The organism is Paenibacillus alba (assembly GCF_013204855.1).
In the GTDB taxonomy this organism is placed as follows: domain Bacteria; phylum Bacillota; class Bacilli; order Paenibacillales; family NBRC-103111; genus Paenibacillus_E; species Paenibacillus_E alba.
Window position 1 is genome coordinate 91,490 of record NZ_JABMKZ010000021.1, and the last position, 20,860, is coordinate 112,349.

General features: G+C 45.2%; 17 protein-coding genes and 1 pseudogene. 9 read left to right on the plus strand and 9 right to left on the minus strand.

Annotation, left to right across the window (positions count from 1 at the left end; all coding sequences use genetic code 11):
- Positions 1 to 107: 107 nt before the first annotated feature.
- From HQN90_RS23515 to HQN90_RS23525, 3 genes and pseudogenes are all read left to right on the plus strand, one after another.
- A complete protein-coding gene (locus tag HQN90_RS23515) occupies positions 108 to 767 on the plus strand; it encodes a DUF4183 domain-containing protein (protein WP_246362796.1) in 660 nt (219 codons plus the stop codon).
- Positions 768 to 850: 83 nt separating this feature from the next.
- Complete coding sequence (locus HQN90_RS23520; protein WP_173223205.1) at positions 851 to 1,135, plus strand: DUF4183 domain-containing protein; 285 nt, start codon at positions 851 to 853, stop codon at positions 1,133 to 1,135.
- Positions 1,136 to 1,302: 167 nt separating this feature from the next.
- A pseudogene (locus HQN90_RS23525) lies at positions 1,303 to 1,701 on the plus strand (BclA C-terminal domain-containing protein); the annotation flags it as partial.
- An 83-nt stretch (positions 1,702 to 1,784) separates the two neighbouring features.
- Here the strand turns inward: HQN90_RS23525 and HQN90_RS23530 are convergent.
- Together HQN90_RS23530 and HQN90_RS23535 are read right to left on the minus strand one after the other, a co-directional pair.
- Positions 1,785 to 5,501, minus strand: a complete 3,717-nt coding sequence (locus HQN90_RS23530) for a non-ribosomal peptide synthetase family protein (protein WP_246362797.1) — start codon at positions 5,499 to 5,501, stop codon at positions 1,785 to 1,787.
- A gap of 17 nt (positions 5,502 to 5,518) precedes the next feature.
- A complete protein-coding gene (locus tag HQN90_RS23535) occupies positions 5,519 to 7,273 on the minus strand; it encodes a methyl-accepting chemotaxis protein (protein WP_173223209.1) in 1,755 nt (584 codons plus the stop codon).
- 354 nt (positions 7,274 to 7,627) lie between these two features.
- Between HQN90_RS23535 and HQN90_RS23540 the strand changes: the two genes are divergently transcribed.
- The 3 genes from HQN90_RS23540 to speD are packed head-to-tail and all read left to right on the plus strand — an operon-like array spanning position 7,628 to position 10,498.
- The gene (locus HQN90_RS23540) at positions 7,628 to 9,166 is read left to right on the plus strand and encodes a bifunctional GNAT family N-acetyltransferase/carbon-nitrogen hydrolase family protein (protein ID WP_173223211.1); all 1,539 of its coding nucleotides are present in this window, start codon (positions 7,628 to 7,630) and stop codon (positions 9,164 to 9,166) included.
- 21 nt (positions 9,167 to 9,187) lie between these two features.
- Positions 9,188 to 10,078, plus strand: coding sequence for a carbon-nitrogen hydrolase family protein (locus HQN90_RS23545; protein ID WP_173223213.1), 891 nt, complete (start codon positions 9,188 to 9,190; stop codon positions 10,076 to 10,078).
- Between the two features lie 3 nt (positions 10,079 to 10,081).
- Entirely contained in the window at positions 10,082 to 10,498 is a 417-nt protein-coding gene (gene speD, locus HQN90_RS23550) for an adenosylmethionine decarboxylase (RefSeq protein ID WP_173223278.1), read from the plus strand.
- A 100-nt stretch (positions 10,499 to 10,598) separates the two neighbouring features.
- Here the strand turns inward: speD and HQN90_RS23555 are convergent, their stop codons facing one another.
- Positions 10,599 to 11,654 (minus strand): galactose-binding domain-containing protein, encoded by a 1,056-nt coding sequence (locus HQN90_RS23555; RefSeq protein WP_173223215.1) that lies wholly within the window; start codon positions 11,652 to 11,654, stop codon positions 10,599 to 10,601.
- Positions 11,655 to 11,767: 113 nt separating this feature from the next.
- On the minus strand, positions 11,768 to 12,007 hold the full coding sequence (locus HQN90_RS23560; RefSeq protein ID WP_173223217.1) for a response regulator transcription factor: 240 nt from the start codon (positions 12,005 to 12,007) through the stop codon (positions 11,768 to 11,770).
- A gap of 456 nt (positions 12,008 to 12,463) precedes the next feature.
- On the opposite strand from HQN90_RS23560, the gene HQN90_RS23565 reads away from it, so the two are divergent.
- Both HQN90_RS23565 and HQN90_RS23570 read left to right on the plus strand, forming a co-directional pair.
- Positions 12,464 to 13,633 (plus strand): sensor histidine kinase, encoded by a 1,170-nt coding sequence (locus tag HQN90_RS23565; protein WP_173223219.1) that lies wholly within the window; start codon positions 12,464 to 12,466, stop codon positions 13,631 to 13,633.
- A gap of 17 nt (positions 13,634 to 13,650) precedes the next feature.
- A complete protein-coding gene (locus HQN90_RS23570; protein ID WP_338042371.1) occupies positions 13,651 to 14,334 on the plus strand; it encodes a response regulator in 684 nt (227 codons plus the stop codon).
- A 23-nt stretch (positions 14,335 to 14,357) separates the two neighbouring features.
- Here the strand turns inward: HQN90_RS23570 and HQN90_RS23575 are convergent, their stop codons facing one another.
- The 5 genes from HQN90_RS23575 to HQN90_RS23595 form a co-directional block, all read right to left on the minus strand.
- Positions 14,358 to 15,095, minus strand: a complete 738-nt coding sequence (locus HQN90_RS23575; protein ID WP_173223224.1) for a WecB/TagA/CpsF family glycosyltransferase — start codon at positions 15,093 to 15,095, stop codon at positions 14,358 to 14,360.
- 261 nt (positions 15,096 to 15,356) lie between these two features.
- Complete coding sequence (locus HQN90_RS23580; protein ID WP_173223226.1) at positions 15,357 to 15,665, minus strand: hypothetical protein; 309 nt, start codon at positions 15,663 to 15,665, stop codon at positions 15,357 to 15,359.
- A 197-nt stretch (positions 15,666 to 15,862) separates the two neighbouring features.
- The gene (locus HQN90_RS23585; protein ID WP_173223228.1) at positions 15,863 to 17,248 is read right to left on the minus strand and encodes an MFS transporter; all 1,386 of its coding nucleotides are present in this window, start codon (positions 17,246 to 17,248) and stop codon (positions 15,863 to 15,865) included.
- 1,423 nt (positions 17,249 to 18,671) lie between these two features.
- A complete protein-coding gene (locus HQN90_RS23590) occupies positions 18,672 to 19,934 on the minus strand; it encodes an MFS transporter (protein ID WP_173223229.1) in 1,263 nt (420 codons plus the stop codon).
- 246 nt (positions 19,935 to 20,180) lie between these two features.
- On the minus strand, positions 20,181 to 20,360 hold the full coding sequence (locus HQN90_RS23595) for a hypothetical protein (protein ID WP_173223231.1): 180 nt from the start codon (positions 20,358 to 20,360) through the stop codon (positions 20,181 to 20,183).
- Positions 20,361 to 20,650: 290 nt separating this feature from the next.
- On the opposite strand from HQN90_RS23595, the gene HQN90_RS23600 reads away from it, so the two are divergent.
- Positions 20,651 to 20,851, plus strand: coding sequence for a cold-shock protein (locus HQN90_RS23600; protein ID WP_068669720.1), 201 nt, complete (start codon positions 20,651 to 20,653; stop codon positions 20,849 to 20,851).
- Positions 20,852 to 20,860: the final 9 nt, after the last annotated feature.

A 20,860-nucleotide genomic window follows, 5' to 3' on the forward strand; every position in this document is an offset into this window, starting at 1 on the left:
TTCCATCTAATTTCAATACAAATAGGTTGCACTCTATATTCATTGTTAGTCCAAACCTCCTCTTGGCAATTTCATAAGATAGAATATTGCATCGGGAGGTGTTTAACTTGGGGGAAGCCGTATGTTTCAAAAAAGTTACAAAAAAGAAAAGAGCGCTACGAAAACAGCAGCCTAAAAAGAAAGTACGTGGAATATCGAGATTGAAATTAAGGTGTACTTGTACGAGGCGAAAAAGAAACAAAGAACCTAAAAAAGTTATTACATTCAAAAAGAAACCTTGCTTAACCGGTCCACGAGGACCTCAAGGACCTCAAGGAGCTCCCGGCGTGCAAGGCGCTCAAGGGCCTTCAGGTCCACAAGGATCTCAAGGACTTCAAGGACTTCAAGGACTTCAAGGGCTTCAAGGGCTTCAAGGGCTTCAAGGCATACAAGGCCCCACAGGACCACCGGGGTCTGTCATAATCCCCGACATCATCATTTTGCCAATTGCTCAAAGATATTTTTATATAGTGACCTCAGATATTCAGTCCCGTGTAACCATCCCTGCTCATGAATTCACAGACGATGAGGGAGTTCCCATAACCGCATTTCCAAACAATGGTCTAAATAGCTATACGAATCTTTACATCAATGGGATGTTGCAAGAAAGCAGTATCTATCTTTTAAATGAAAGTGCCTTGCTCATTAACCTCAACAACCAAACTATTTTTTCAAATACACCTATTATTCTTGAATCTATTCGTTTCTCGGCTCAAATAATCTCTTAAAATAATCAATTATACGTTATGGATTAGCCGTTCCTATTATCTATCAATAACATAAGCTAGTTGAGAGAAGAGAGGTGATATTCATGCCAATTACAAAGCCTTTTATGGCTTCGAGAAGATTCAGTGCTACAGCAGCAGATGGAACAGGTGTCGGGGTTGCTTTTAATATTCTTGCTACAGCAACCACCAATGACACAGGTACTCCTGCCACTGCTTTTCCAACGGCGCCAGCGTATTATAATCTGTACATTAATGGACAGATTCAAACAGCTGATACTTCAACTGTTACTACTACGGCTATTACCATTCCAAATGGTGATGCACTCGATCCTGCGACTCCGATTGTCATTGAGTTTGTTGTGAACTAATTTTATTAATGACGAGATGCGACAATTGATTTGGAACGTCAGCATCTCGTCAATTCTAAACATCTATAAGGTAATATTGTTTTGTACATATACTTTTAAGATGCATTATATCAATTAGGAAGTGATTATACATGGCGATCATATTACCTATCGGTCCCCCGATAATATTCGGATTTATTTATAATCTTAGTGCTCAAACTGTTCCCATAGAGTCCGATGTTGTTTTTGATACAAATGGCATTCTATCACCGGGAATTACGCATACGCCCGCAACCACCCAAATTGCGGTCAGCAATCCGGGCAACTATGAGGTTACTTTTCACGTGTCAGGTGTAGAGCCCAACCAATTCGCCCTATGTTTAAATGGTGTTCCAGTTGCGGGAACCGTGTATGGTTCCGGTGCAGGCACTCAGCAGAATCAAGGGCAAGCTATCGTTGCTCTAGCCGCCGGCGATATTCTTACTTTGCGAAACCATAGTTCAGCTGCTGCTGTTACCCTTCAGACTTTGGCAGGCGGCACTCAAACAAACGTAAATGCTTCTATTGTTATCAAGAAATTAAGTTAGCACATGAACTGAACAAGCCCGCTAGCTCAACAAGGCAAAAAGGCCCACACAACGCGTGCGGGCCTTTTTGCCTGTTAAATTATTTATACAAGTAATTTGCTTGGTTCGCGCCGCTTCTGCGGCACAGGGAAATAGCCAATATGTACAGCGTAACTAATTAACTTCTGAATGAAGACAAAGTCGGATGCAGCACATTTGAAATCTGAATCGCCTAAGTAGGACAAGGTAAGCTCACAGCCATACTGGAACTCCGAATCTTTGGCTCCGTCGCCTTCCAACTGCGCCATAGCCAGCGCAAGAGCCTCCTGATTTTTCACATAATTCGGATCAAACAGCCATCTTGTATACGTATCGAAGGGCATCGTTTCTACTTGATATCCCATTTCATTGACGTATTGGATGAGCTTCGAATACGGAATAGGATTCGGATTGCAAATATGAAACATATGACCAATTGCGTCTTGCTTCAGAACAAGCTCGACAATCGAGCTGCTGGCATAATCAATTGGCGTAAGGTCCACAAGCCAATCGGCTTCAGGCGCCTTGCCGAGCAGGAGCATAGCTTTCAACATGCGGTAAAAAGCATTGCTGTCGATGTTCGTCTGAAATTTGCCTGTCACCGAATGGCAGGTAAGATTCGCCGGGCGGTAAATGCTGACGGCCAACCCTCGCTTAGCTGCAGCCAGAACCAGCTTTTCGGCAGCCAGCTTACTGCTGGAGTACACACTCTCAAGATGCAGATTGGGTGAGAAATCGTTCAACTTCTCAACCGAATCCCACAGATGATTAAGCGCTAGGTCTTCAGGGATCGCAATGGTTGAAATATGATGGAATTGAATGCCAGGCTTCGATTCCGCGAGCTCGATCAAATGCTGGGTACCTCGCACATTCGTCTGCTCAAACTGTTCCGCACTGCCAAAATGTCTAACGTCAGCTGCTGCATGAATGATCGCATCCGTTTGACCGCTGATTCGCTCCCAGTCTTCGGTCGACAAACCTAGTCGTGGTGTTGACAAATCACCTTCAATAACTTGAACCCGCTCTTTCAGCAGTTCTAGCAAACTGTCCCCAAAGTAAGTCAACATCACGTCCTGAAGCCTGCTGTAGGCTGATTGTCCCGGTGAATGACGGATGACAGCGATGATCTGCGCTGAGCTTTTCTTCAAGAGTTCATACAAGATATGTGATCCCAGATAGCCGGTGGCGCCGGTTAACACCATGCACGCCGCTGCTTTGACATTGGCAGGATTCTTGGATGCACCTGCCAGTTGTTCAATGCGCGGGTACTCATGAAGCACTTTGATCGCTTTGGGACGGGAGCGCTCACGCACATACTGGACCTCTTGATCCAACTGCTCCATCCGCTTAGCAAGCTGCTCCATCGTTTTATACTGGAACAAGTCTTGAATCGCTAGCTGCAGGCAGTATGGCTTCAAGTGCACAAGCACTTGAATAACGCCTAGCGAGTCTCCGCCAATTTCGAAAAAATCATCCTCAATGCTAAGCTGTTTCTTGCCTAGATTAGCTTCCCAAGCAGCAGCAATGAGCTTTTGATATTCGGTTGCAGGCCTCTTAGTTTCATCTATGAAGGTTTGCTCTTCATTTTGTTCAAACTCATAGCCAGCAAGCTTCTTCCGCTCCACTTTTCCTGTTGGAGAAAGCGGCATTTCCTCAAGCTGCACCAGCCATTTGGGAACATAGTACGCTGGCAGCTTGTCATGCAGGAACGTTCGAATTAACGAGGCAGGCAAAGGAGATCCATCCTTTGTCGTGTAGTAGCCGACCAACGCTTGCTGCCCGCCGGGCTCCTTCACGGGAATGACGGCCGTATCCTGGATGTTGGGGTACTTGGTTAAGTAATCCTCGATCGCTCCGATTTCAATGCGATGACCTCGAATTTTAACTTGCGAATCTCGCCGTGTAACATACTCAATCGTGCCATCTTCCAGAAGCTTGACAATATCGCCGGATTTATACACTATTTCATCGGGATTAAATGGGCTCGGAATGAAAGCTTCCGCTGTTTTGAGCGATTGATTGAGATAACCCTTGGCTAGGCCGACGCTGGCAATCAGAAGCTCTCCGGGAACATTCAGCGGACACAACTGCAGCTCCTGATTGACGATGTATACCCTATAATTCCCATTCGGCGTTCCGATCGGTATATGCGTCAGTTTCTCAGGGATAGGCTCGCTGATCCGGTGAAAAGTCGTGCCGACCGTGCATTCCGTAGGACCGTACAAATTGTAAATATCGATCTGACCATTCGATTTGGTTTGGAACGCTCTGACTTGTTCACCATATAAGGCTTCACCGGCTATCATAACCGCTCTCAAACTAGCTAGCTTACGAAATCCTGCATCAGACAAACGAACAGCCAGCTGATTGAAGAACACGGTAGGCACGGCCGGAATGATCGTCGTTTGCGCTTTAGCGACAGCATCGGCGAAGGCTTCGATGGAAACCCGTTCTTCCGCCGATAATAAATGCAAATGCGCTCCCGCATATAATGCACTGATGACTTCCCATACAGAAGCATCGAAGCTGAACGTTGCGAACTGGGTCAGCACGTCCTGCTCTGTGATCGCGAATTTGTCGCAAATGAACGTGCCCAGATTGACAGCGCCTCGATGCGCCAGGAGCGTGCCCTTCGGCTGACCGGTGGAGCCCGATGTATAGATCACATAAGCTAGATCGTCCGGATCGACGCTTACCTGCGGATTATCCGCAGCGTAAGCGCTCAAGTCGCCATCGACCAGCATAATTTCTTTCACGGTTCCAAGACTTGCCGTGAGCTGTTCAGAGCGTTCGGCATGGATCTGCTTAGTCAGGATATAGCCGGTTTTCGTATCGCCAATAATGTAGCGAATGCGTTCTTCGGGATATTCCGGATCAACGGGTACATAAGCCCCTCCAGCTTTGAGAACGCCCAGCAGGCTGATGATCGTATCAAGGCTGCGTTCCATGAATAAGGTTACGAAATCCCCTTTACGCAGCCCTTTGCTGAGCAGCATATGCGCAACTTGGTTGGCCCGCTCATTCAAGGATTCGTATGTATACGACCCCTCTTCAGAAGAAATAGAGGGGCGGCTGCCGAATCTGCCAGCAGCCTGTTCGAACATCCGATGAACCGTGAATTGTGTTGGATAATGGAACGCTGTATCGTTCAACTGGTCGTAGATCGCAAGTTCCTCATCCGACAAGAGAGGCACCAAGCCGATATGAACAGCATCATCAGCCAATACAGCCTCGAGCAGTTTAAGATAAGCTTGTCTGAAACGTTGAACTGTAGGTTCTTTAAAAAGCGAAACATCATATTCCATGCACATGCTGAGTCGTTGATGATTATGTGTAAACGACCAGTTCAAGATCGAATGATCCGGGGTTTCGAGTTGTTGATTGAGAGTGAGAAACGTCTCTGGGTGACTAATACCTTCTGACGATGGTCTGTCCAGTTGTCTGCGTACGGCGCTATACAGGTCTCGAAACATTTTGGCGTGTTCTACAGAAACTAGGATTGAACAAGCTGGAAGACGATCTGCGATAGTACCGACGACGATATCATGCTCTCCGGAGAAGCGATAAATCCATGCCGCATAAATGCTTAAGAATAATGCTAAGCGATCCTGCTGACTTGTATACTGCTTGTCGATCATGCTCCGCAAATGGGATGGCAGCTCCATTTGCAGCCTTGCATACTGATATGTTCTGGACTGGCGAGCAAAGTCTAACGGAATTTGAATCACATTGTACTCGATCTCTTTTCTCTGATCCGATGGGTTCATTCTCTCTATGGTCATATAGGGTATCCTCGCTCTTACAATTTTTTAACTTTAAATTGCTTGATAAGTTCCTTAAGATCCTCTGCTGTTGCTGAAAGAACATTGGATGATTGAACGATGGATTCTAAATGATGTTTCTGTTCGTCGATGGAGTGACTGATTTCACTTGCATTGGTCGCTGTCTTGCTAACGGCAACACTGAGCTCGTCAGCATTCGCGGATATTTGTTCCGTGCCCGCCGATATTTCCTGTGCAGCACTGGATACATCCTGAATTTGTGCCGACACATTTTTGGTTGCATTTAAAATGTCCGTAAACAAATGCCCGGTTTCCTCCGCCATGACCACTCCTTTTTCAACAACGTGAGTACCTTCGTTGATGGATTGGGACGCTTGATGGATCTCCGTTTGCACTTCTTTAATCAACGAAGAAATTTGATCTGCGGATTGATTGGACTGCTCTGCCAGCTTGCGAACTTCTCCAGCAACAACGGCGAAACCACGCCCGTGCTCGCCTACGCGAGAGGCCTCAATCGCGGCATTCAATGCCAACATATTCGTTTGACTGGCGATACCAGTAATGACGCCAAGAATGTTCCCGATTTCCTGCGAACGGCGGTCTAACAAACGGACCGTTTCAGAAGTCGCATGTACGAACTGATTGATGAGCGCCATCTGCTCAACCATGCTTTTCACGACGATGTCACCTTGCACAGACTTGGTCTCTACGTCGTTTACTTCGTCGGCAACGGTCGATGAGCTGTGTGCAATCGTTTGGATCACACTTGTAATTTCCGAAATGGCCCGCGAACTTTCCATACTGGATTGCTCTTGATGCTGGATATTGCCCGTAATCATTTTGATATGCGAATTAATGGTTTCCGCATGCAGATTATTCTTTTCTGTGGTCGTATAAAGACCTTTCGCCGATTCAGCCACATGAACAGAAAGCTCTTGTACTTTGACAATCGTATTGTTCATCGTGCTGACCATATGATTAAATTTCTTGTTAATCGTGCCAAGATCGTCCGTACCTGTCCGAAGCTCGACATCCAGATTGCCAGCGCTGACCTGTTCAATGCCTCTGATTAATTCCCGGATCGGGGACAACGTTCTTCTGACAATAAAATATTGCACCGTAATGATCACGATGAGGGAAACAATCAGGATCGTGAGCCCGTATATTAGCAGCTTATTTAAGCCCTCAGGTATAGCACGAGCATCTGTGTCTACGGCGAAATAGGCATAGATCGCACCGCTTTGATCTTTGATCGGATATGTAATCGTTGTCCATGTCCCATAATCGTCTGCATATACGTCCGAGAACGTTTCAACTTTGGAACCCAGCATGTTTTTGACCGTTTTGGCTATGACTGGAGGCTGCTCATACATGTCTCCGATTGTTAATTTGGCTTCCTCGAGCGGCTGAATGAGATGCGTCGGAACAACGCCTAGCGATGTTTTATTGCCGTCCTGCAGCTCAGTGCCGAATATGTAAGCCTGCGCAATCGTCGGATTGTATTTACTAATGTCATCCATCAGCGCTCTAAGCTCTGTCTGGACAGGACCTTTAAAGCTTTTCTCCTTCATCGCCGTTTGAACTTTACTTGAATCCAGTTGCTTGAACCAGGTCTCTGTGACCGTTTGAATTTGATTGTGAAGCTGATTGATCAGAATTTTCTTTTGAATAAAATAGCTGGAAACGATAAGCAATACACCAATCAAAAAGATATTAAAGGATGAAAGCAATAAGTTCTTTGTAAAAAAAGACATACTGATTTTTTTGCCCATAATAATTTAGCCTCCATTTTCTTTTAACTAGAATGAATCTAATGGACCTTCAAGGGCAGCACCCTCTTTCGAGAAATAAGAGTAAATTATTGTATATATTCGACATCATTTTATCCGAAAATCGTTGAATTGTCGAATCTTGGAAGTAAATAACCTTATTTTATGCAATTAGAATTGTTAAATATTTTTTTAGTAAAAAAAGGACGATTTTATGGAACGCTTTCATAATTTCTAGGGAACGAAGTAAAATGACGAATCTTGTCAAAGTTTACAATCCTTTTACCTTCCAATAATACGGGTATTAAAGTACGGGCTTATAATGAAGACAAACTAACGCTTGAATGGGGAGACTATATGACATCGGATCAAATTTCACAATTTGAAAAGAAAGTGATTATCCGCAACATTGAAGCCGCAGATTTCCCGAAAATTATCGCCTTGCAGCACATTTGCTTTCCGAATATGAACCCTTGGAAAATAGCGCATTTGGAAAGTCACATCCGCATTTTCCCAGAGGGACAAATATGTGTTGAGCTGGATGGCGATATCATCGGCTCGTGTTCGAGCTTGATCGTCAATTTCGACGATTACTTAGAGCAGCATACGTATTCAGAGATTACGGATAAAGGCTTTATTCGCAACCATAACCCGCGCGGTGAAAACTTGTACGGTATGGAGGTCATGGTCCATCCAGACTATCGCCGTATGAAAATTGGCAGGAGGCTGTATGAAGCACGCAAGCGTCTGGCCGAGAAGCTTAATCTAAGGAGTATTATCGTCGGGGGACGCATTCCCGGCTATCATAAGCATAGCGATGAGATGTCGCCAAGAGAATATGCGGAAGAAGTGCTTCAGCAGAACATCTATGACCCTGTTCTTACCTTTCAAATGATGAATGGCTTCACGCTGAAGCGTATTATTACGAATTATTTATCCGATGACGAGGACTCGATGAACTTCGCGGCTTTGCTCGAGTGGAACAATATTGACTACAAGCCAAGCAACAGCAAAACACACTATAAGCTTTCGTTCCCCGTCCGCATCTGCGTCATTCAATATATGATGAAAAAAATTGATTCCTTTGAGGAATTCGCTACACAATGCGAGCATTATGTGGATGTTTCTGCCGATTACAAATCAGACTTTGCCGTATTCCCGGAAAATGTAACGATGCAGTTGCTCTCCTTCCTGGAGGAACGCTCGCCGAGTCTTGCCGTTCGGAAGCTAACGACCTACACGAAGCAGTATGTTGAGTTGTTTACCGAATTAGCGGTTAAATATAATGTAAACATTATCGGCGGCTCCCATTTCGTTGAGAAAAACAACCGTATTTATAATGTCGGTCATTTATTCCGTCGCGACGGCACGATTGAACAGCAGTACAAGCTCCACATCTCGCCGAATGAACGGCGCTGGTGGGGCATTAACGGGGGCTCGAAGCTGGAAGTATTCGATACCGACTGCGGGAAAATCTCGATCCAGCTAAGCAGCGATATCGAATATCCAGAAATCTCGCGTATTGTAGCCGAGGAAGGCGCTCAAATTATTTTCGTGCCTTTCTGCGCGGAAGATCGTCAAGCCTTTCTGCGTGTTAAATATTGTGCGCAAGCACGTGCGATTGAGAATCAAGTTTTCACCGTGACCTCGGGAACTGTAGGAAATCTTACACATGTAGACAATGTGGATATTCAATACGCGCAGTCCGGTGTATACACACCTGCTGATTTCTCCTTCCCGCGCGACGGGATCGCTGGAGAATGCAGTGAAAATACAGAAACGGTCATTATGGCCGAGGTGGATATGGAAATTTTGCAGCGTCATCGCAAGTCGACGGATGTCCTCACCTTTCGGGATCGCCGGACAGATATTTATTCCCTTCAAATTCGTTCTTAGTCAAGGGAGGCGCTTAAGCCCATGTTCATGCAAACTCTTACCGTTGCAACCGCTCAGTACGGTCTGCAAGATGTCCAATCCGACGACGCATTCTGGTCCCGACTAGGGAGGAAATTACGTGAGGCAGCGGAGAATCGCGCTAAGCTCATTATTTTCCCCGAATATGTCACGGCACATTTGCTAAGCTATCAGCAGGTGATGACACATGAAGAGGCTTGCTCTCATCTAGACACATATACTAGCGCGTATATCACCTTTTTTCAGCGTTATAGCCGTGAATTGAATGTTATCATTCTTGGCGGTACCCATATTTGCCGGGAGGAAAAAGGGTTCGTCAATAAAGCCATTCTCTTCTTCCCAGATGGCCGCATGGAGGAGCAGAATAAGCTTCATTTGACGCCTGAGGAAAGGAACCGCTGGTCCCTTGTGGAAGGAGACAAGCTGAATATTATTGAAACGCAGTGGGGACGTTGGGCCATTCTGACATGTTATGATATTGAATTTCCCGAACTTGCCAGACTGGCTGCTGAAAGCGGTGTGGAATTAGTTCTCTGTCCCTCCTACACCGATACGGCATTTGGCTATCACCGCGTTCGCTATTGCTGCCAAGCCAGAGCGATTGAGAATCAATTTTTCGTCGTACTAAGTGGTATGGTCGGATCCCTTCCGGAAGACCGCCCGCAGGTTGACCAAGGGTACTGCCAAGCTGGCTTATTCACACCGTGTGATACGCCTTTCTCAGAAGCAGGGATTATCCGCGCAGGTGAGTTGAACCAGGATATGTTTGTGATTGCCGAGCTGGATTTCGCTAAACTTCATGAGAATCGCAAGCAAGGCGTAGTTGCTCCCTTTTATGACCGTCGACGTTTATACAAGAGAGAATTGCGCAAAATCCGAATAGAGGAGTGCTGAATGATGGAATATTCGACGTATGGACGTCATGTTGCTGTGGATGCTTGGGGAGTTGCGTTTGCTCACTTGAATTCGGCTGACTTGTTATGCAAGCAAATGGTCCAGGCTGCGGAAGCCAGCGGAGCCACGATTCTTTCCATCCAATCCAAACAATTCGAGCCGCAGGGAGCTACCGTTCTCCTTCTTTTATCAGAGAGTCACATGTCCATTCATACATATCCAGAAAAGGGATTCGCTGCACTCGACTGCTATACCTGCGGAGAAACCGTCGATCCGCAAGTAGCGATTCAAGCGATGCTTGATTTCCTGCAGCCTCTTTCCACTTCACTGGCAAGAATGACAAGAGGCATGGGGGCGCTCCATGTCAGCACGGCATCAGAAGCTTCCGATGCCTCCGGTGCTGCTGACACACGCAAATAAGGGTTGAATCACCTAGCAAACACAAAAATGCGTTGATTGAGAAGAACATTCTTCTCAACCAGCGCATTTTGTGTATCCATATACCGCGAGTGCCACTCATTCAATTGATACTGGGTGATATTTGCTCCAATAGATCTGATACATCCTCTTGAGTAAATATCCCATCTTGATTAACATCAAAAAGCCGAGATGGGTGAATAATGATCTGTACAATATCATCAATACCAATTCGATGATCAAGCGAAAGATCCAGATTGTTGAATGTGATAACAGGTCGCCAAGGAATAGCATGGTTGAATTCATTATTGCTCGTTTTGAATGCACTGCTTTGTATAGACAATTGAACTGCCGTGGCATTCCATAGCACCGGTGAGGAAAAAGTGAGTTTAATCGTTTGATGACTGCTATCTGTTTCATCGTAGACAGCATTCATGACAGATACAGAAGCTTCATCTTCTGCAATCATGAATTTATCTGCCTGTAAGACATACGTGATGTCTAGAACCGAAGATAATTTTATCGTGATCGTATGTCCAGCAGCGTCGCCAAAAGCTGACAAGATTGCCACATCTATGGCTCTAGGAGGAGGGACAGCTTCCAGTGCGGTAATGGCTTCTTCCGCCGCTAGTAGTCGACTTAGATTCGTCACAAAGCCTTTCTGACTTGGAGCGAGCAGCTCATACGCCGCACGAGCTGCTGTAATCGCAGGCTTATCCGATAATACGACTTCGGCTTGACTCGGCAAATGTTCTATTTGCGTCATCACTTGCATGATTGCCTGTTCTTCCTCTTCCGTGTGATGCAAAAAAACTTCAAGCTCCACAAGGCCAACATACGCATTGTTATTCGTAAATACAATTTTTAGTTTACTCGAGGTGACGACATCAAAATTGACTGTATTTAAAAAGGCTTCGGGTATCGCCGGGGTTCTCGTTTGATTCGTTAGATCCATCCAACCGCTGCTGTCATCCCAATACTGGATCAGATAATCTGCCGGTGGCTGAACACCTCCACCATCGTCAAATACGTATAATTTGACTTGATTAAACGTTCTAGCCGAACCAAAGTCAATAGTTAGCCAATCCTTTTCATTGCTGGAGCCATAATTGGTCCATCGGTCACGCGGATCTTCCGTGTAAGAAATCACACCGTTCACTGTACTCCATACACGATCACAGCCACAGGTATAAGATGCTGAAACGCTTGGAAATAAAGTGGTCTCGGAACCCTCCCCACGAATACTACCAATCATATACATTCACTATTTGTTTAGGTGGAGCGATTCTCTTTCGTGTGCGCAATGACATGATTGATAAATAGGGAAAGCAATTTCCGTATAGAACGGGTATCGATCTTCTTCATCATATTGGCAAGATGATTTTTGACTGTTTTTTCACTAATCAGGCACTGTTCCGCGACTTCACGATTGGAATAACCGTATGCGGCGATCAAAATGAGAATTTCCGATTCCCGCTGCGTAAAGTGATAGGTATCTGAAAATAGCTGCATGGCGTGCTCCGTTCTCTGGGACAGAAGGTCATTCAATTGCTTGTATTCCCTTGTCGCATTGTTCAAGAGCAGCGTCGTTCTTCATACAAGGTTTTCATGCTGTCAGGTGGCAGCTCCGCCTGTTCAGACTTTCTTTCCCTTATTAAACCATTGACAATCAGCATAATAGAAATAAAAAGAAAGCAACCTATTGCGTTCCAGATAATCAGAAACATTGGTAAAGGACCCCTTTTAACTCTATTTCATATACGGATGTTAGGATAAGTACAAAGTTCCATTCCGCTTAAAGTCTATCTTCATTATAAATAAAACCAATGACCTATTGTAGATGAAGAACTTCACCAATGGACACGAATTACGGCTATTTTTCGACATTAATTTCCAAAACATATGACTTAAGTCATGTTTATGATAAAATAAGGAGAGTACATATTCCTATTTCATGCGAGGTCTACTTTGGATGCACAATTAAATAATCGAATAAAACTAATCTTGACGACGATCGTTATCGGAACCACGATAATCTTACTGTTCCACACACCCGATTTTTCATTTGAGTTATGTTTGTTGTCAATTGGCTATATGGTTGCAGTTTTGATTCGGGACTACATCATGAAGATTAACCTTCAGCGCCCGAAGGGTCTCTTATTTTTATTTTTTCAATTGGCATTGGCTATCGTTATTTCTGTCTTGTCGGAAGATTTTTTTGCACAAATCTATATTCTGATTCTCATTGGAGAATTTACTTTTTATCGCTCCAGAAACCAATCTATCTTATTTACAATTGCCAGTTATCTGATCTGTGTTATAAGCCTTCGAATCTATCACTATTTTCCACCCTTCGAACAAATCTATTATGTTTTGCCTCGCATCATTGAGTACTTTGCTATTTTTGGGATTAGTCTGCTCGCCAAAATTGCTTTTCAACAAAAGAATCAATTAGCCAGAGACAACGAACAACTACGCATCGCCTCCATTGAGTTGGAAAGAAGGGCCAAATTACAAGAACGAACTCGAATATCTCGCGAAATTCATGACTCTGTTGGACATACGTTAACATCTGCGCTAACCGGTTTGCAGGCTGCGTCTCATGCCATTGGCAAAAACCAATATTCGATTGCGGTAGAAATGATAGATCGAACCAAAGAGAATATTCTCAGCGGTCTGGATGATGTGAGAACTTCCGTGCATCTATTGCGTGAAAACATCCCAGGTCACCAGTTTATACTCGAGCTTCAAACGTTGATCCATGAAACTACCAAACAAACCAATGTTGAAATTGAAAGCCATATTGACGCGTTGCTGCCTGATCTGTCACCGATGATCGAGATCACCATTTACCGGGCATTGCAAGAGGGATTAACAAATGGGATTCGCCACGGAGCCAGCACCCATTTCCAGTTCTCATTGACTTTACATACCGCATTCCTTCGATTTGTATTATCGGATAATGGCAAGTCCCCCATTCACATTATTCACGGATTTGGTCTGAATGCGATGAAAGAGCGGGTTGAGGATGTAGGCGGTGAGTTATCCGTATCAACCAAAGAACATGCCCGCGGTATCATATTGGAGATAACTATACCTGTTCAGACGAACAAGATCGAACGGAGTGAGCAACCCTGACTAAAACAACGATTCTTATCGCAGACGATCAGCCCTTAATTCGCGACGGTTTAGCAGCCATTCTAAACATGGAGGACAACTACACCGTAGTAGCGAAAACAGGCGATGGGTTGGCAACCATAACGCAAGTACAACAGCATCGTCCGCAGCTCGTTTTGATGGACATTCATATGCCGAAGCTGGATGGCTTGGAAGCAACTCGGCAAATCAAATTGGAATTCCCTGACACGAAGGTGTTGATTTTGACAACTTTCGAGGATGAAGAATACATATGGGAAGCACTGTGCCACGGAGCAAGCGGTTTCTTAATAAAGGGGGTTGAAACGGAGAAAATTCTTTCTACGATTCAAGACTGTCTCGATGGGCGTATCAATTACCCCTCCAGCATCCAGCAGCGTCTTGTTCAGGCACTCCATGCCTCCGAACAACACAAAAAAAATTCCGCAAAGGACGTTGGCGCCCCCACTTATTCCGACCAGCCCTATGAAGATAAGTTGCACTTTTTATCCATACAGGAACGAAATATTGCAAGGAACCTCAAACAAGGCAAGTCTAATCAAGCAATTGCTTCCGAGTTATTTTTGACAACAGGCACTGTAAAAAATTATTTGAGCACGATTTACAAAAAGCTGAATGTTACCAACCGTTCTGAAGCCGTGGCTTATCTTCATGAGCTTAAAGAACAAAAAGAAGAAGCTTGACCAGCAAGCTTCTCCGCTATCGTCTACCTTTTATTTTCTTTGAACATGTAGGCTTTTACGGCAAATCGAGGCAAAATCAACTGTCTTCTCCATCTGGACGGTTGATTGATTAATCGATACAGCCATTCGACATTTAGCTTGCGCCAAGCAACTGGCGCTCTTTTTACTGTCCCGGCGATGACATCCAGACTTCCTCCAACACCAATAGCCACCCTAACATTCAATTTGCTTTTAAATTTATGTATCCATAATTCAGCCTTTGGAGCTCCAAGCGCAACGACCAAAACATCGGGACTCAAGGTCGCAATCTCTTCAACAATCCGTGCCTCATCCTTCTGATCAAAAAAGCCATGCTGTCTACCTATTAGGGAAATATTCGGGTATCTCAAGCTTATCTCTTCTGCGGCTTTGCTGCTCGTCATCTCACTCGCGCCCAGTAAATAAAATGACCAATGATTTCTGTTCCCTCTCTCCAATAAATGGATCAGCAGATCACATCCTGTAACGCGTTCAGGAAGTGGATTTCCTTTTAAACGAGAGACCATCACAATACCAGCTCCATCCGCCGTGAGGTGACCCGCTTCATCAATGATAGATCGAAGCTGTGAATCATGCTGACAAGACATCGTTATTTCTGGATTAAGCGTTACCACATGGAACAGTTCCGCTTTTTTATCCACAATGACTTGGTCAATGATTTCCACTGTTTCTTCCATCGTGATTTTTGGTACTGGAATTCCCATTATTTGCGAATAATTCATCGTTGAATCCACCTATAGTTTTACCCACATCTTAACATAAAAGGACCCAGTAAGAAAAACCGTCAAGGAAAATATCCTGACGGTCCTTTTGCGTGTAAACCCATACTTTTGTCCATGGGGAGGGAGGGATGTGATGTTCCAACCGCTGTTGAAATCGTGTTTTTTGAATTTATTATGCGGTATGCTTTCCACTTCCGAACAAGTCAAAAGACAGCCTTCACGCCGCCTGCCTTTCCTTGTGCTTGCGTGCACACTTGTAACTCACCCTTCCAGCACATCGGCCTCCAATTCGCTCGCAACCTCCAGCATCCTCGGAATCACAGCTTCATTGGTCCCGGATACGTAGATATCTCCCTGATAATGCCGAAAAGGAATCTTCGTATCGCCACAGCTCCACATGAAAAAATCCCCCTCGATTGACATGCTTGTGGCCCCCGTCACCGTAAACACGGACGTATAAGTGAAATCGGGTTGGGATGCGAAATACAGTTTACACTCTTCCAAAGAGATGGTGCTCGCTGCATCATCCTTTTCCTGCATTGCTCTAGTGATTCGATAGCGTTGACTCATTGCGATTCCTCCATGATTTAATTTTATAATATAAGTGAGTAACTGATGAGGCAATGAAGAACACCAGTGTTGAATAATAAATGCCAGACGAAAAAAGACTTAGGAATTAACCAATCGGCGAGCTATTCCTTATAATAACAACAAAAAGCTTGATTTCTCAAGCTTTAGTCAATAGAGTTATTGCATGTCTAGTCAGCTCAATCCGTAGAAAGAGGTTTATTCCGCGGCATTGTCCTCCCCACCGCAGCTACCGCTAGGCAGCTTAAGCAGCAAATACCAAAAAGTATTCGCATGGATACGCTGGTTTCCCCAGTCCCTCCCCCATCGAATCCCATGTGGCCGACCAAGAGTGTAGCTAAGCCAATTCCGGCAATTTGCCCCATGTAACGCACCATCGCAAGCAGACTTCCAGCCAGACTTAGCTTTGACTCGGGCGCAGCACTCATGATTTCCGCATTGTTTGTTGCGTGGAACAATCCCGTAGCGATCCCGAACAAGGCAAGCTGCAATCCGATTGCAAGCCCACTAACATTTGGAAAACATATGACGAACAGCATGGATACAGCTCCGAACAGAGCCCCTGACGTGATAGGGAAATACCCCCCATACAAGTCTCGAAACCTTCCTGCATAAGGGGCGACAATCCCCATAAGCAGCGGTTGCAGAATCAACAAAACACCTGTCATCCAAGTCGAGAAACCTAACTGTCCCTGCAAGTAAAATGCGATTGGAATTAACGTTGCCGTCTGCGCTAAATTCATTAGAAATGAGCTTGCATTCCCTACTAAAATAGTGCGATTATTGAACAATTCCCGATCCAGGATACCATGCGGATTACGCCGTTCATATAAAATAAGAGCAATTAAGGCAACGATGCCCACTATCGCTTCAGTCACAATAGACGTTGTAAAGCCTTGCTCTTTGCTCCCTTCAGCCGCAAGCATCAACAGAAACATAGCACCAGCAAGTAAAAAGGAACCCAATAGATCGAACGAAGTGTTAGTTCCATTATTCTTCACCCGAGGGAACCACCGAAGTCCCAGCACAAAAGCTATCAGTCCAATCGGTACATTGATCCAAAACAACCAAGGCCAGCTCACCCATTCCAGGAGGATGCCTCCCAGTGCTGGACCGCCCATCGTTCCGATGGCGATGACGACTGCGTTTATGCCAAGTGCACGACCTCGTTCATGATCGGGGAATACTTGGCGAACCATCGCTTGACTATTCGCCATGATCATCGTAGCACCGATACCTTGCAGGCAGCGTGATAGGATCATCCCTAAGAAACTGTCCGATAAAGCGATGCACATGGAGCCTGCGCTAAACACCAGAAATCCATAGCTGTAGATGTTTCTGCGATCCCATTTATCCGATATTTTGCCCATAAAAGGCAGTAAAGCGACCATCGTGAGCAGGTAAGCCGTCGCTACCCACTGAATTTGCGCCAAAGAAACGCCATACTGCTCTGCCATGGTAGGCAAGGTTACATTCACGATACCAACATCCAACGTTGATATAAGCGTGCCCATATTAATAATTTGCAAGATGCCCCATCTTTTGGGATGGAGTGTGGTTGTCATTGAATTCCCTTCTTTCACGTCTAGCCTCGTTTCCAACCATCTTATCACAGCTATTTCCGAATCTCTGCGGTTGCACAAAAATTGGTTAAATAATACATGTTGAGGTGCTTATTGTCCATGCAAATTCTACTTTTCCTCACAATGACCGCCCCATAACATCACGCTTGACGGCTTGAGTGCTAATATGGCTTGTGGGGCTGCACATGGCAATGGCACGGACATCCGAGAATGCGCGGCCGCATTTTGAAAAACCTGCGATTGTGCATCCTTTTGAGCTTACTTTAGCCGAAAATCAATAAATTCCTGCGATTGTGCAGGTTTTTGTGGGCTATTTCTGATTTCAGGATGAAAAAGCTGAAAAAGCCTGCATTATCGCAGGCTTTCCCAGTTTTCGGATGATTTTGTTGACAAAGGCTGCACTTTTGCAGGCTTTCAGAGTTCGCGAACCAACCTGCTTTGCCTCACCATGCTCGGAGGAGAGCAAAGCTACCAAGGGAGCCACCCAGCTTGTTTCGCCTCACCTGCTCTGAGGAAAGCAAGGTTACCAATAGGCGCAGGGTGCTGCAAGATGGTCAACCCCATGACATCATGCTTGCGGCATGAATGCTAATATGACTTACGAGGCTGCACATTGTTAATCGGAAGTGTTGAGTCATTAATCCCAAGCAAGGGCACGGACATCCGTGATGATGCGGTTGTGTTTTAAAAAGCCTGCGATAATACATCCTTTTGAGCTTACTTTAGCCGAAAATCAATAAATTCCTGCGATTGTGCAGGTTTTTGTGGGCTATTTCTGATTTAAAGATGATAAAGCTGAAAAAGCCTGCATTATCGCAGGCTTTCCCACTTTTCGAATGATTTTGTTGACAAAGGCTGCACTTTTGCAGGCTTTCAGGCTTCGTGAACCAACTACTCTTCTTTGCTTCACCTTGCCCGGTGAAAAGTAAAGCTATCAACAGGCAAGGGGCTGCAAAATGGCCAACCCCATGACATCTCTCTTGGCACTTGAATGCTAATATGACTCACGGGACAGCACATTATGCCATTTTTGTTACTTTGATCTTGTCTTATTACCTTCTACTTATCTTGTTACCTCACACTTATCTTGTTACCATCTACTTATCTTGTTACCTCACACTTATCTAGTTTCCATCTACTTATCTTGTTACCTCAAACTTATCTTATACCATCTACTTATCTTGTTACCTCACACTTATCTAGTTACCTTCTACTTATCTTGCTTCCGTACACTTGTCTTATTACCATCTACTTATCTTGCTTCCTTACACTTGTCTTGTTACCATCTACTTATCTTGTTACCTCACACTTATCTAGTTACCATCTACTTATCTTATTACCTCACACTTATCTAGTTTCCATCTACTTGTTCCCCCAAGCACATCCCACACTTCGCAGCGAAACGCTACGAATCTCTTTCGCGCCGATTACGCAGCGTGCGTCCGTAAACGCCAAGAATAGGGACGAGCAGCACAGCGGCCGCAACCAGCGATGTGCGCAGCGAGAAGCGCTTCCCGACCCAGCCGACCAGCGGTCCGCCGGCTGTCTGACCGAGCGCATCCGACTGGCTCATCATCGAGAGCACGGTCGCGCGCGACCGGCTTTCGATGTTCAAGTTGAGCCACGTGTCGTAGATCGGTCCGCTTAGCGTGCGTACGGCTTCGAAGAACAGTACGGAGACCAGCGCCCAGACGAAGTTGGGCGCAAGAGCAATTGATACGATGGCGCCAATGCGCGCCAAGGTTAAGACGAACATCCCGCGCAGTACGACCTGCTCATTCCCCATATTGAGCCGTTTCTCGGCGAAGGCCATGACGCCTAGGCTGAGCAAAGTGGACAGCAGCGCGATCGTACCGAACCAAACCGCTGCCGACAAAGCCAACGAATTCGGGAATCCGATATCCGTGATGAGATGAGCCTGCCAAAGCCGGTCATAGCCCTCGGAGGCAGCACCGCTGAACAGCGTAACGATCACGATCATGAGCAGAACGGGTTGAGAACGTATGACCTTCGCACCTGACAGCCATGTCGACGTCAGGCGATGCCAATTTGAAGCGCCGGCCGAAGGCTGCGGTTTCGTAAATTTCGTCTCTTTCATATAGACGAGCAGAATAACCCCCAGCAAGAGATAGATGAAACCGCCTATCACATAGGGCAAATTCGGTGCAAGCGCGGACAACCCTACACTCAGCGCGATGCCAAGCAGCGTAGCGGATAATCCGATGCGTCCTGCTCGCATAAAAATTGTCCCCGCATGCTCCTCGCCCACCTCGTCTACGATCCAAGCCGTGTCGGCGCCGCTAACGAAAGTCGCTCCCAGCCCGAAAATCACTTGCGACAAGAGCAGCCACATGAATGCCGAAAGCAGTGAGACCTCTGACCCCAGCCACATCGCGCTGCCCTCCAAAACAAACCCGCTTCCAAGAACAAACATACCGACAATGACAGACAGCCTTCTACTGTACGTATCAGCGATGACACCAGTAATTCCCTCAAAAACAAGCACAGTTACTTCTAGAACCATCCCAACCAGCAGCAGCTGAAGAGGGTTTAAGCCCATGGCAATAACCTGATAAACCGCATATGTGGTGAACATCGTGGCATTTGCAAGCGATGTCATCCATTTCATTAATGTGTAAATCCTTGACGCGTTATCCTTACTAGTCATTCCGATCCGCCTCTCTATGATGCGGCAGATCCGTTAGTTTGGCTTACGTTCTACCGCTCATTTCACCTTGCCGACAATTGAAGTTCGTAATTGGGATTAGAATTTTTAACATGTTCGAACACCTCCGAAAGTAATTGCTCCTATTATACTTTGCCGTCTGTTCAGCTGTGTTAGGTAAAGTTTTATTTAAATCATTTTCTATGTAAAAAAGGAACTGCAGCAGCAGTTCCTCTTTCGTTCATGCCTTTATTTGTTGGGCGTTCCTGACTTGATCTTCGTGAACATAACATAAGTAAGCGCCCCAAGCAGCAGGCAGCCTCCCCATATCGTAAAGAAAAATGAGGATGCTACGTAACACATCAATAACAGCCAAGAAGCTTTCTTCATTGCCCGTACAGGTGGCTCGTCATGAATGAATACCCCCATGCTAAACACCGTCCTTCCATTGTTAGCTTAATTGTATACCACATTTCCCTTAAAAGATAGTTGACTAGAGCTGAATTAATGAAGCTTTTGTGGAGAAAGATCGTCTTCTATCATTTTCATTAAGTTAAAAAGTTTGCTTATCTCGTTTATATGTGTTAGAATTACAGGAAATTAACTTTCCACATAAATTCACATATTGAAAAAGTGATCATTTGTGTTATGGTAACTTTTTCAATGTGTGATTTTTTTATTAAAAAAACATGTTAATTCGCATTTGGAGGTAATGAATAATGGAAACAGGAACAGTAAAATGGTTTAACGCAGAAAAAGGTTTTGGCTTTATCGAAGTGGAAGGCGGAAATGACGTATTCGTACATTTCTCCGCAATTCAAGGAGACGGTTTTAAATCTCTGGACGAAGGACAACGCGTTGAATTTAATGTCACTCAAGGCAACCGTGGACCTCAAGCTGAGAACGTTGTAAAACTGTAATCAACATCA